The sequence below is a fragment of the Giesbergeria anulus genome (assembly GCF_900111115.1).
GTDB lineage: Bacteria > Pseudomonadota > Gammaproteobacteria > Burkholderiales > Burkholderiaceae_C > Simplicispira > Simplicispira anulus.
In genome coordinates this window covers 1-11,902 of sequence record NZ_FOGD01000008.1, presented here as the reverse complement: position 1 = coordinate 11,902, position 11,902 = coordinate 1, and the positions used below count along the sequence as shown (strand labels likewise).

Annotated in this window: 12 protein-coding genes and 1 pseudogene; 9 read left to right on the top strand and 4 right to left on the bottom strand. The window is 54.3% G+C overall.

What is annotated here, in order from left to right; translation table 11 throughout:
- Window positions 1–47 precede the first annotated feature (47 nt).
- Window positions 48–329 carry a septum formation initiator family protein gene (locus tag BMX55_RS11595; RefSeq protein ID WP_091457836.1) on the top strand — a complete coding sequence of 94 codons (282 nt, stop codon included), beginning with the start codon at window positions 48–50 and terminating at the stop codon, window positions 327–329.
- Window positions 330–346: 17 nt separating this feature from the next.
- Here the strand turns inward: BMX55_RS11595 and BMX55_RS16965 are convergent.
- From BMX55_RS16965 to BMX55_RS11575, 4 genes and pseudogenes are all read right to left on the bottom strand, one after another.
- A pseudogene (locus BMX55_RS16965) lies at window positions 347–820 on the bottom strand (PIN domain-containing protein).
- A complete protein-coding gene (locus BMX55_RS11585) occupies window positions 813–1,061 on the bottom strand; it encodes a UPF0175 family protein (protein WP_091457833.1) in 249 nt (82 codons plus the stop codon). Before BMX55_RS11585 ends, BMX55_RS16965 begins: the two are co-directional and overlap by 8 nt.
- Before the next feature lie 47 nt (window positions 1,062–1,108).
- A complete protein-coding gene (gene hslO / locus BMX55_RS11580) occupies window positions 1,109–2,098 on the bottom strand; it encodes an Hsp33 family molecular chaperone HslO (protein ID WP_091457831.1) in 990 nt (329 codons plus the stop codon).
- A gap of 32 nt (window positions 2,099–2,130) precedes the next feature.
- Entirely contained in the window at window positions 2,131–2,655 is a 525-nt protein-coding gene (locus tag BMX55_RS11575; protein ID WP_091457828.1) for a gamma carbonic anhydrase family protein, read from the bottom strand.
- A gap of 44 nt (window positions 2,656–2,699) precedes the next feature.
- Here BMX55_RS11575 and BMX55_RS11570 point away from each other — a divergent pair, with 44 nt between their 5' ends.
- The 8 genes from BMX55_RS11570 to BMX55_RS11535 form a co-directional block, all read left to right on the top strand.
- Window positions 2,700–3,506 (top strand): ferritin-like domain-containing protein, encoded by an 807-nt coding sequence (locus BMX55_RS11570; protein ID WP_091457825.1) that lies wholly within the window; start codon window positions 2,700–2,702, stop codon window positions 3,504–3,506.
- Window positions 3,507–3,593: 87 nt separating this feature from the next.
- The gene (locus BMX55_RS11565; protein ID WP_091457823.1) at window positions 3,594–4,865 is read left to right on the top strand and encodes an EAL and HDOD domain-containing protein; all 1,272 of its coding nucleotides are present in this window, start codon (window positions 3,594–3,596) and stop codon (window positions 4,863–4,865) included.
- Window positions 4,866–4,928: 63 nt separating this feature from the next.
- A complete protein-coding gene (locus BMX55_RS11560) occupies window positions 4,929–6,209 on the top strand; it encodes an EAL and HDOD domain-containing protein (protein WP_091457820.1) in 1,281 nt (426 codons plus the stop codon).
- A 163-nt stretch (window positions 6,210–6,372) separates the two neighbouring features.
- The gene (locus tag BMX55_RS11555) at window positions 6,373–7,587 is read left to right on the top strand and encodes a methyl-accepting chemotaxis protein (RefSeq protein WP_177172889.1); all 1,215 of its coding nucleotides are present in this window, start codon (window positions 6,373–6,375) and stop codon (window positions 7,585–7,587) included.
- 12 nt (window positions 7,588–7,599) lie between these two features.
- On the top strand, window positions 7,600–7,968 hold the full coding sequence (locus BMX55_RS11550) for a response regulator (protein ID WP_091457814.1): 369 nt from the start codon (window positions 7,600–7,602) through the stop codon (window positions 7,966–7,968).
- 16 nt (window positions 7,969–7,984) lie between these two features.
- Complete coding sequence (locus BMX55_RS11545) at window positions 7,985–8,314, top strand: STAS domain-containing protein (protein WP_091457811.1); 330 nt, start codon at window positions 7,985–7,987, stop codon at window positions 8,312–8,314.
- Window positions 8,315–8,344: 30 nt separating this feature from the next.
- Window positions 8,345–10,525, top strand: a complete 2,181-nt coding sequence (locus BMX55_RS11540; RefSeq protein WP_091457807.1) for a chemotaxis protein CheA — start codon at window positions 8,345–8,347, stop codon at window positions 10,523–10,525.
- Between the two features lie 42 nt (window positions 10,526–10,567).
- Window positions 10,568–11,902, top strand: a 1,335-nt coding sequence (locus BMX55_RS11535) for an MCP four helix bundle domain-containing protein (protein WP_143059666.1), incomplete at its 3' end; no start/stop codon positions are given.

Genomic DNA, 11,902 nt, shown 5'->3' with positions numbered 1-11,902 from the left:
CCGCTGATGCGCCCGCCCTTGGCATCATCACTTGAGCACCCCACCACATGACGCCGCGCATTGTGGTGCCGGTGGTTTTGCTGACTTTGCTGGCTATGCTGCACGCCCAAATCTGGCAAGGGCGGGGCAGCATCCCCTATGTACAGGAAATGCGCCAAAAAATTGCCGCGCAACAAGAGGCCAATGCCAAGGCATTGGCCGTGAACCAGCGCTTAACTTCCGAAGTACAAGACCTGAAAGAGGGGCTGAACATGGTGGAAGAAAAAGCCCGCAGCGAGCTGGGCATGGTTAAGCAGGGCGAAATCTTTGTGCAATACACCCCGCGTTGATGTGTGTGGCGTTTCTGCTATTGGCTCAGTGCAAAGCGCACTACGCTTTCACTGAGCCAAATACCTTGGCGGCGCATCCGTGCAATGGCATCGGGCATCGCAAGCTCATAGCCTAAACGCTGGGCCTTGAGCAGTACCCCAATAGAGCCAGTCAGCGTTAAATCGCACAGGCGGGCCGCGCGTCGTCCGGTGGTTTCGTCGATACACACCAGCGACAAGCCCAAATTCATGGCGGTCTGAATGACCGATGCCCCTCCCTTGTCCAGAGAGTTTTGCAAAAACGGCAGCAGGGCCACTGAGGCTGGCTGAATATCCAGTCAGTCCGCCCCTTGGAAGGCATAGCGTCCCCCAGCCCGCACTTCTTCAGCCACCTCCAACGGAACTACTACCCGGCGGTAAAGAAAACGCAGAACCTCTAGGCTGCCGGTTGCGGCAGCCAGTGAGATCAACGGCGTGGTGTTGGTTACCAGAACTTGGCTGCGTTCAGGCATTGCCAATGTCCATTGCCAATTCATCGTCGTTCAGATCAATGATCGGCACACCAAAGCGCTGCAACTGCGCCAAGAAGGTCATGCGATCCATACCGATCAGTTGGGCCGCCATGCCCGAAGATAAACGCTTCATCTCGAACAGCTTGGCGGCCATAGCCAGCTTGGCTTCTTGGGCAAAGTCTTCTGGTGTTTGGTGCATGGCATCCAGATAATGGTTCGGAATATCGACACCGATTTGCATAGGTGTTCCTTCTGTACCGCAGGCAGTTTCAGGTAGGGTGAGTTTTTTTAATGCACAGTGTCAGGCACTGGTGGCTGCTGCGCCGATGGCGCAAAAATTTGCGCCGCATCCACCGGGTCAAAGCGGTATTGTTGGCCGCAGTATTCGCAGCCCACTTCAATTTGGCCCTGCTCGGCCAGTATGCTCTCGGCCTCGGCCACGCCCAAATTTTGTAACATACGGCTAACACGCTCACGGCTGCAAGAGCAGGCAAAGCGCGGGCCTTGCTCGCCTTGCTGCGGTTCAAAACGCAGTAATTTTTCTTCCCAGAACAAGCGGCGCAAAATGGTGTCTACATCCAGCGTTAGCAGTTCGTCGCGGGTCAGGCTAGCGGCTAGGTGGGCAATGCGGTTGTAATCTTCATTGAGGCCGATTTGATCGGCTTCGGCGCTGTGGGCATGGCTTTGGGCGATATTGGCCTCGCCCTTGATGGGCATACGCTGCACTAGTAAACCGGCGGCTACGCTGTCATTGGCGGCCAGCACCAGCGTGGCGTCTAGTTGCTCCGATTGCAGCATGTAGTGCGAGAGCACCTCGCTCAGACGCTCTAGCTTGCGCCCCTGAGCATCTACCAGTGGCACCACCCCTTGGTATGGTTGTTGGCCCGGAAACTTGTCTTTCGGGTCTAGGGTGATGGCGCAGCGCCCACCGCCATGCACATTCACCAAGCTGCCCAGAGTGGCATCATCGGCCACGGCACCCTTGAGCGTAGCGGTTGCGCGCAATTGCAAATCTGATTGCACCTCAGCCACCGCCACTTTGACGGGGCCATCGCCAAAGATCTGCAACACCAAGGCCCCGTTAAATTTGATGCCCGACTGCATCAAGACACCGGCGGCGGCCATTTCGCCTAGCAACTCACGCACCGGCACGGGATAGGGGCCGCTAGCGGTGTTGGCAGCGCGGCGCTGCAACATGTCAGTCCAAGCATCGGTCAGGCGCACAATGGCACCACGCACGGGCTGGCCGTCAAATAAAAATTGGTGAAGTTCAGACACGCAAAAATTTCCTGAGATCAAGGGACAAGCCATCAACCGATTTGTTGGAGGCCATCGCGAAAGCGGCGGGCATTGTCGATGTAATGGGCCGCACTGCGGCGCAGCCCTTCGATTTGTTCCGGCGTTAGGGGGCGCACCAGCTTGGCGGGGCTGCCCATGATCATCGAGCCATCCGGAAACTCTTTGCCCTCCGTCACCAAAGAGCCTGCCCCTACGAGGCAGTTTTTGCCGATGCGTGCGCCATTGAGCACCACGGCCCCAATGCCAATCAAAGATTCATCGCCAATGGTGCAGCCGTGTAGCGTTACTTGGTGGCCTACCGTGACGCGCTCGCCCACCACCAAAGGTTGGCCCGCATCGGCATGGAGTACACAGGTGTCTTGGATATTGCTGCCCGCGCCAATAGTGATGGAGTCGGTGTCGCCACGCACCACGCTACCAAACCAGATACTGGCTTCTGCTGCCAGTGTGACTTGGCCTATCACTTGGGCGCTATCGGCCACCCATGCCGACGCGGCTAGCTGTGGTGCCACACCATCGAGTTCATAAATTGCCATCGGGGTTTGCCGTCCTGTGAAGATGATTGCCTAGAATTGTAAAGATGGAACTCCGCCACCGCGCCTTGCAGGTCTTGTGCCTTGCCCACCCTGACGACAAAGCCAGCGCTGCACTGGCCTTGTACGTCCAAGCCGATCAACACACCATTGCCACCACGGCACCCATACCGCCTGCCGACCCCCAAGCCTTGCCAGGGCGGCCAGAACGTCCAGAACTGCTGCACCACACTGCCGTGCGGCGGCGCTCACCGGCCACCCCTGAAGGGCGCGCCATCTTGTTACACGCTATTGCACATATTGAATTTAACGCCATCAATTTGGCCTTGGATGCGATCTGGCGCTTTGATGGAATGCCCACAGCATACTATCTCGATTGGTTGCGTGTCGCCGCAGAGGAAGCGCAGCATTTTGGTTTGTTGCGCGATCTACTGCGCACACAGGGGCACGACTACGGCGATTTTCCAGCGCATCAGGGTCTGTGGACGATGTGCGAAAAGACCCAGCACGACATCGTAGCCCGCATGGCCTTGGTACCGCGTACACTGGAGGCACGTGGCCTAGATGCCACGCCCTTGATACAACAAAAACTGCGCCAAGTGGGCACCCCAGATGCCTTGGCTGCTGTGGACGTGCTTGACATTATCTTGCGCGAAGAAGTGGGCCATGTAGCTATTGGTAATCATTGGTACCGCTGGCTCTGTGCCCGTGATAGCCTAGAGCCAGAAACGCATTACACCGCACTGGTGCAGCGCTATGAGGCTCCACGGCCTAAGCCCCCTTTCAATGCAGCGGCCCGGCGTCAAGCGGGCTTTACGGAGGTGGAATTGGCTTGGCTGCTCCATGCAGGCTGACCCCACTACCTTACCTGTAATCCGTCCTTCCTAAAATAGCCCCATAGCTGCACAAGGCAGCACCTACCGGAACCATATATTCTCACCATGTCGAGCACATCCGCCACGGGGATAGCCACTGGCGCACCCACACCCGCCGACCAAACCAGCGCCACGATGATCGCCCGTCAAGCCATCGTCAATGCGCAGCACCTCGTCATCGGCTACGAGCTGTTCAACCGCTCTCGCCCTGAGCCTACGCACACGGCTGCCACCGACGTTGCACTCGTTTTTACCGCCCTGTCTCACGCTGGCACCGATGAGCTGGTGGGCAAAAAACTCATTTTTGTCAATTGCACCCACGAAAGCTTGGTGGGCGGTCACCTCGAATTGGTAGACCCCGAAAAAGTGGTGCTAGAAATTCCGCCACTGAGCCATGCTGCCTCCGAAGAGGTAGCAGCCCGCCTGCCCACCTTGGCTGCCTTGCGCGCTAGGGGGTTTCATCTGGCGTTCAACCATACGGTATTGCAGTCGGCCTACAACCCTTGGTTGCTTTTGGCCGACTACATCAAATTCGATTTGTCACTACTGGCTCCCGATCAGTTGGCAGTGCTCATCAACTATGCCCAGCGCCATACCCAAGCCGATTTGATCGCTGAAAAGGTAGAAACTGCCCAACAATACGATATGGTCTCTAGCCAAGGGGTGCAGATGTTCCAAGGCTACTGGTTTGCGCGCCCCGCCTTGGTGCGTGCCAAACTGGTCTCGCCGGGGCAAAGCAGCATTTTGGAATTGATCAATCTGGTACGCAAACAGGCCAGCACCGAACAAATTGAAGAAGTGCTGAAAAAAGATGCCGGGTTGGCTTTCAACCTGATGCGCCTCATCAACTCCTCAGGGTTTGGGCTGGCCCGCGAAATCACCTCGTTTCGCCAAGCCGTGATGCTGATGGGCCTGAAAAAGTTGTTCCGTTGGGCCGCCTTGCTGTTGACCACGTCGCGCCACAGTGGCACGCCGCCTTCGGTGGGCCAGACCGCCGTGGTGCGTGGCCGCCTGATGGAGTTGTTGGCCCTAGAGAAAAAACTGCCCCAAGATGAAACCGATCAGGCGTTTGTGGTCGGTATTTTCTCGCTGCTCGACACTATGCTGGGGATGTCGATGGAAACGGCGCTGGGTTTGGTGAGCGTACCGCCCGGTACTGAAGTGGCGCTACTGCACAATGCAGGTGTGCTGGGCCATTTGCTGGTGTTGGCCAAAGCCTGCGAATCCGGAGACGATGTTGCTTTTGACAATGCCGCCACCTCCTTGCAGATGAGCAGCCAGCAGATCAACAATGCCCATTTGCAAGCATTGGCTTGGGCTGACCACTTTGCTGATTGAATCTTGCCTAAGCAGTGTGCATCATCGCTCCTAGAATCAATACAGAATCACCCTCCTGCCGCTATGTCCAGCATGTCCGAACCATCCGTCCCCGCCCCTTCACCTACCCCCGAGGACAACTCTGCGGACAATCTGGCGGTCATTGCGCGCCAAGCCATTGTGGATGAGCACCGCGCTGTTTTTGGTTACGAGCTGTTTGACCGCTCCACCGCCTCGTATGCGCATAGCGCCGACAGTGATGCTGCCTTGCTGTTCAATGCCTTGTCCTATATCGGCACCGAATCTTTGGTTGGGCAAAAGTTGGTGTTCATCAACTGCACCCACGAAAGCCTCTCTGGTGGGCATTTAGAGCTGATCCACCCCGAAAAAGTGGTGCTAGAAGTGCCTGCTCTGCCCTCAGAGGCTACGGCGCAAGACATCCAAGCCCAGTTGCCCGTATTAGAGCAATTGCGCCGCCAAGATTTTCGGCTGGCGTTTAGCGAGCAGGTGCTGTGCCCTGCCTACCTGAGCTGGTTGGCTTTGGCCTCGTTCATCAAGCTGGACATGACCACCTTTGCGGTCGAGCAAGCCCCCGCTTTGGTACGCTTTGCCCAAGAGCACAGCTCGGCCCGGCTGGTCGCAGAAAAGGTAGAGTCGGCAGAGCAGTACCAACTAATGTCTAGTTTAGGTGTGCGCTTGTTCCAAGGCTATTGGTTTGCCAAGCCCGCTTTGGTTAAGGCCCATACCATTCGGCCCTCGCAGGCTACAGTCATCCAATTAATCAACTTGGTGCGCAAGCAGGCCACTACGGCAGAGATTGAAGAGCTGCTCAAAAAAGACCCCACCCTGTCCTTTAACCTGCTGCGTTTTATCAACTCTTCTGGGTTTGGCCTCTCGTGCGAAATCACCTCTTTCCGACATGCCGTGATGATCTTGGGGCTGCGCAAGCTGTTTCGCTGGGCTGCGCTGCTGCTGACCACCTCAAGGGCCGGAGGGTCGTCTCCGGCAGTAGGTACGATGGCCGTGGTACGCGGTCGCCTGATGGAGTTGCTCGCCGCCGAACTGATGCCCCCCGAAGAATGTGACAACGCCTTTGTCGTGGGCGTATTCTCGCTGCTAGACACCATGTTGGGGCTGCCGATGGACAAGGCCCTAGAGTCGCTGGCCCTGCCCCAACCGGTGGTAGACGCACTGCAGCACAACACGGGCCCCTTTGCTCCGTTTTTGGCCCTGACCAAAGCCTGCGAAAGTGGTGACGAGGTAGCTTTTGCCCTTAACGCTGAAGAGCTGCACTTGTCCAATCGCCAAGTCAATTGGGCGCATCTACAGGCTCTGACGTGGGCTGAAGGCTTGGATGCACCCTGAACTTGCCAGTAGGGTTACTTCAGCCAAGTACCCCGGCGAAGACATGAAAAACTGATAGGATTCTTGCGTGCTGGGCGCATTCCCTTGCAAAAATACAGTTTTGTATTTATACCATTGCTAAAACATGGTGTTTGTTTGATTATCCATACAGGAGAAACACTTCTTGATTCGCTCCGATTGGAATAATTCGACCTTCTGGTCTTCTGCAGCCTTCGGATTGGCCGCTGCTGTAGCTGTGATGGCTGTGGGCGGGTTGTCGTTGCTCCCTGCGTTGTTGGCGGTGGCCTTGCTGGCAGTAGGCGTCTTTTTGGGCTGGCAGGCCCAGTTGAGCAAGCACCAGCAGTTCCAGGCCCATTTGGCCCAATTTTTGACCGAACAACGCGACTTCGGCGAGAAAATTACCCCTGTGTGGGCAGGGCACATCAGCAACTCACGCACCCAGATGGAGTCGGCAATTACAGAACTGACTGGCCGCTTCAGTGAGATTGTGCAGCGCCTAGAAAAGACGGTGGCTGCTGCCAGCCAAGCCAGTACCTCCAATGAGGGCGAAGGGCTAGACTTGGTTCATGTGCTGGCCAAAAGCCAGCAAGAGTTGACGCAGGTACTCAGCTCCCAGACCTCGGCCATGAGCAGCATGACCAGCATGCTAGAAAAGGTGCAGTCGCTCAACCAGTTCACCAAGCAACTAGAAGACATGGCCACCGACGTGGCCAAGATTGCCTCGCAAACCAACCTCTTGGCCCTGAATGCTGCCATTGAGGCTGCCCGCTCTGGTGAGCATGGGCGCGGCTTTGCCGTAGTGGCCAAAGAATTTCGGATGCTTTCTAATCAGTCGGGTGAAACCGGTAGGCGCATTGCTGATATGGTCAAGGTCATCAGCGAAGCCATCACCAGTACCTGCCATGCTGCCCAACAGTCGGTGCACCAAGAAGACCAGGCCATGCAGACCTCCCAAGATCGCATCGTCAACGTACTAGAAAATTTTCGAAATATCGCCAGTGGCCTGATCGCCTCCAGTGACCTGCTCAAGCAAGAGAGCATTGCCATCCACGGTGATGTTGGTGAGGCGTTGGTCAATTTGCAGTTTCAGGATCGAGTCAGCCAAATTTTGGTTCAAGTGGAACAAAACATTGCGCGGATTCCGGGCTACTTTCGTGAGCATGAAGAAGATTGCCTGCGCCAAGGCAACATCACACCACTCAATGCAGACGATTTTCTGGCCGCCATGCGCAAAACCTACGTCATGAAAGACCAGCATCTGGCCCATGACCAAAAGGACGTGAGCGTTACTAAACCCGCTAAGGCAAACCCCGAAAAGAGGGCCGCGCTCCCCCCACCCCCCCCGTCTTCCGATGACGGCGACATTACTTTCTTTTAAAAGGGACGGCAGATGGCCAAAACAATCATGATTGTCGATGACTCCGCCTCTATCCGCATGGTGGTCGGTATCGCCTTGCGTGGGGCAGGTTACGAAGTGATCGAAGCTAAAGATGGCAAAGATGCCTTAGACAAACTCACTGGACAAAAGGTACACCTGATCATCAGCGATGTGAACATGCCAGTGATGGACGGCATTACCTTTGTCAAGTCGGTCAAGCAGTTGGCCAATTACCGTTTTACGCCCATCATCATGCTTACCACCGAGTCTGATGAGTCTAAAAAACGCGAAGGGCAAGCTGCTGGTGCTAAAGCTTGGGTGGTTAAGCCCTTCAAGCCTGAGCAAATGCTCGGTGCGGTGCAAAAACTGTGTTTGCCTTAAACGATACGGCCCCACCATGAGCACTGCCAGCTCCGCACCCATTTCGTTGCGCATTGAAGGTGAGATGACCATCTATCGTGCGCAAGAACTCAAACAGCTGCTGCTCGAACCCTTACAGCAACCTCGCACCACCATAGAAGTCAACCTCTCTGGAGTGACCGACCTTGATACGGCCGGGCTGCAACTGCTGTTGCTAGCCAAACGTACCGCTCTACAGCAAGAAGGGCAATTGCGTCTGGTAGGCCACAGCAGCGCTGTGTTGGGTGTGTTTGACCTGCTTAATTTGGCCGCCCATTTCGGCGACGATTTGGTCATTTCGCAACACTCTGATGCCATGCGCAACTGAGCACAGGGCCAATCGCTGCAAAGGTTTTTCATGAATCTCGACGAAGCACTGCAAATCTTCTTGCTAGAAAGCCGAGAGCTGCTCGAAGAAATGGAAACCTGCCTGCTCTCGCTGGAGGAGGCTGAAGAGAAAACCGAACTCGTCAATGCCATTTTCCGGGCAGCCCATACCATCAAAGGCTCCTCTGGGTTGTTTGGTTTGGACGGGGTGGTGGCTTTCACCCACATCACTGAAAGCGTACTAGACCGGGTGCGCGATGGTCGCATTACCATCTCTGACCGGCTGATTGCCCTACTGCTCTCGTGCCGCGACCACATTGGCACTCTGATTGATGCCGTGGCCGCTGGCCAAGATACTACCGACCCGGTTTTGACCACACAAGGTATGCCGTTGCTAGAGCAGTTGCGCAGCTACCTCGGCCCCCCGGCGTCCCCTCTGCCCACGTCTAGCCTGACCAGTTCAACCACGGTCGAGCAAACGGCGCAACCCTTACCCTTGGAGGTACACGCAGCCGACCATTGGCACATCTCTGTACGCTTTGACCCTAACGTATTGCGCAATGGCATGGATCCGCTGTCGTTCCTGCGTTTTCTGCAAACTATCGGCAAGATTGTGGAGGTGGTGGTGCTCCATGACAAACTGCCCAATCCTGCCAGTATGGATCCGGAGAGTTGCTATCTCGGCTATGAATTGGTGTTTGAGAGCAATGCGTCTAAGACAGCCATCGAAAATGCGTTCGAATTTGTACGCGACGACTGCCAACTGCGCATCCTGCCGCCGCACAGCCGCACCACCGATTACATCCGCATCCTAGAGGAAGAATCTTACGAGTCCTCGGCACGCATCGGAGAAATGATGGTGCATTGTGGTGCCCTGACGCAGCAAGAGCTTGATGCGGCACTGCATACCCAAACTATCGCTGCTCCACCATACCCCCTGCTGGGCAAGGTGCTGGTACAACAACAGGCGGTGACGCCTGAGGTGGTGGAGGCTGCGGTCAAGAAGCAGGCTCAACTCAAAGAGTTGCATACCCAAGAAAGCCGCTCCATCCGCATTGATGCCGACAAACTCGATCAACTCATCAATCTTGTTGGTGAACTCATCATTGTGGGGGCCGGTGTGAATTTGGTAGCGCAGCGGGCCAACATTACAGAGTTGCAAGAGCACACCTCCAAGTTGTCTAGTTTGGTTGAAGAAGTGCGTGACAGTGCCCTGCAACTGCGCATGGTAAAAATTGGTGCCACGTTCAGCCGCTTTCAGCGTGTGGTACACGATGTGTCGCGGGAGCTGGGCAAAGATATTAGCCTGCTCATCAATGGTGAAGAGACCGAGTTAGACAAAACCGTGGTCGAGAAAATTGGTGACCCACTGATGCACTTGGTGCGTAACTCGATGGATCACGGCATTGAATCGGCTGAAGTGCGGCTCGAACGTGGCAAACCAGCACAAGGTACGCTGCGCCTCAATGCTTTTCATGATTCGGGCAGTATTGTGATTACCGTTGAAGACGATGGTGGTGGTTTAAAGCGCGACAAAATCTTAAGCAAGGCCATTGAACGTGGGTTGCTGGACTCCGGCCATCACCTGACTGACAGTGAGGTCTATGCACTGATCTTTGAGCCCGGATTTTCTACCGCCGACAAGGTATCTAACCTGTCTGGGCGTGGTGTGGGACTCGATGTAGTTAAGCGCAATATTGCCGCTTTGCGCGGTAGCGTTAATATCCAAAGTGTCGAAGGTGAAGGTACTACTGTAACCATTCGCTTGCCCTTGACCTTGGCCATCATTGATGGCTTTTTGGTAGAGGTAGATTCTTCGGTCTTTGCGATTCCACTAGACATGATTGAAGAATGTGTTGCATTTTCTTCAGAGCCAGGCCACAATTATACTAACTTGCGCAACGAGATTTTGCCATTTATTCGTTTGCGTGAATTGTTTGATATTAAAAATCCTCCAAAGCGCCGTGAAAATATTGTAGTACTCAAGCATGGTGGCCAAAAAGCAGGGTTGGTAGTTGATACCTTGCTAGGAGAGTTTCAAACGGTTATAAAGCCCCTGGGTAAAATATTTAACCAAGCCAAGTGTATTAGTGGCTCCACTATTTTAGGTAGTGGTGAAGTAGCCTTAATTCTGGATGTTCCGGTTTTGATACAGCAAGCTTCTCACAGTCAGATAGAACACAAGAAGATTGAATCTCTTGTGTTAACCTAAAAATTTTATTCCAACAAAGATCAGGCCCAAAGAAAGAATACCATGTTTCGAAATATAAAAATTGGAACCCGGCTGGCTATTGGATTTTCGGCCATTTTAGCTTTGCTGATCGTTGTTGTGAGTATTGGTGTATCACGTATCAACGAAATCAATGGAGATATTCGATCTTTAGTGAGAGATGATTTTCCAAAGACGGTAATAGCTAATGAAATCATTGATGCGCTTAACGTGAATGCGCGGATATTAAGAAATATTTATATATTTAAAGATTCTGAAATGCAGAAAGAAATTGATCTTCTGCCAGAGAAGAGTCGAGTAATTACTGCGGGTATCGAGAAACTCGACAAGATGATTGCAACCGACGTTGGCAAAATCAGCTTGCAAAAGGTCAAAGATGCTCGCGTTCCGTATCTGGCAGAAGTGGAGCGTTATCTGAGTCTGATCAAATCTGGCCAACGGGAAGAAGCGGCAGGCATGTTGTCCGGTACACTGCGCAATACCCAAGACAACTACATTGCTGCAGTTCTAAGTTTGGTGGATGGCCAAAGTGCCTTAATCGTACAACGGGGCCAAGCCGCAGAAAATCTCGCGGCCAGTGCAGAAAATTTGCTTTTGATACTGACGGGCGTGGCTGCCGTACTCAGTGCTGTGCTGGGTTGGTTGATTACACGCAGCATCACAGAGCCTACCCGCCAATTGATGAACCATGCGAACGAAATGGCAGCTGGTAATTTTGGTAACACCGTGACCCTGAGTCAGCAAGACGAGGTGGGCATACTGGCCCAGTCTTTGCGCACCATGCAGTCTGCGGTACAAACTATGATTGCTGATACTGCACTGCTGTCTAAGGCCGCTGTCGATGGTAAACTGACCACCCGTGCTGATGCCAGCCAACACCAAGGTGATTTCCGCAAAATTGTCCAAGGCGTCAACGATACGCTGGACGCAGTGATTGGCCCGCTCAATGTGGCGGCCAAGTATGTTGAGCAGATTGCCATTGGCGATATTCCCAAGCCGATCACCGAGAGTTACAACGGTGATTTCAACACCCTGAAGAACAACCTCAACGCTTGTATTGAGGCCACCAATCAGCAAGCCGCAGCAGCCCAAGCTATCTCCAAAGGCGATCTGTCGGTCTCCATCAAGGTACGCTCAGATAACGACATCATGGCCAAAAGTTTGGTCGATGTGGTGCAGGCCGTGGGCGCGTTGGTGGCTGACGCCAATATGCTGTCGCAGTCCACGTTGGAGGGCAAACTCTCTGTGCGGGCTGATGCAGCCAAGCACTTGGGTGATTTCCGCAAAGTTATCCAAGGCCTTAATGCGACGCTGGAGTCGGTGGTGGTGCCAGTCAATGAAGTCATGGCGGTGTTGGGG

Excerpts from the sequence above, each read along its gene's own strand:
- BMX55_RS11575 (WP_091457828.1), bottom strand. The coding sequence starts at position 2,655 with ATGGCAATTTATGAACTCGATGGTGTGGCACCACAGCTAGCCGCGTCG.
- BMX55_RS11595 (WP_091457836.1), top strand. The coding sequence starts at position 48 with ATGACGCCGCGCATTGTGGTGCCGGTGGTTTTGCTGACTTTGCTGGCT.
- BMX55_RS11540 (WP_091457807.1), top strand. The coding sequence starts at position 8,345 with ATGAATCTCGACGAAGCACTGCAAATCTTCTTGCTAGAAAGCCGAGAG.
- BMX55_RS11585 (WP_091457833.1), bottom strand. The coding sequence starts at position 1,061 with ATGCAAATCGGTGTCGATATTCCGAACCATTATCTGGATGCCATGCAC.
- BMX55_RS11560 (WP_091457820.1), top strand. The coding sequence starts at position 4,929 with ATGTCCAGCATGTCCGAACCATCCGTCCCCGCCCCTTCACCTACCCCC.
- BMX55_RS11550 (WP_091457814.1), top strand. The coding sequence starts at position 7,600 with ATGGCCAAAACAATCATGATTGTCGATGACTCCGCCTCTATCCGCATG.
- BMX55_RS11570 (WP_091457825.1), top strand. The coding sequence starts at position 2,700 with ATGGAACTCCGCCACCGCGCCTTGCAGGTCTTGTGCCTTGCCCACCCT.
- BMX55_RS11565 (WP_091457823.1), top strand. The coding sequence starts at position 3,594 with ATGTCGAGCACATCCGCCACGGGGATAGCCACTGGCGCACCCACACCC.
- BMX55_RS11545 (WP_091457811.1), top strand. The coding sequence starts at position 7,985 with ATGAGCACTGCCAGCTCCGCACCCATTTCGTTGCGCATTGAAGGTGAG.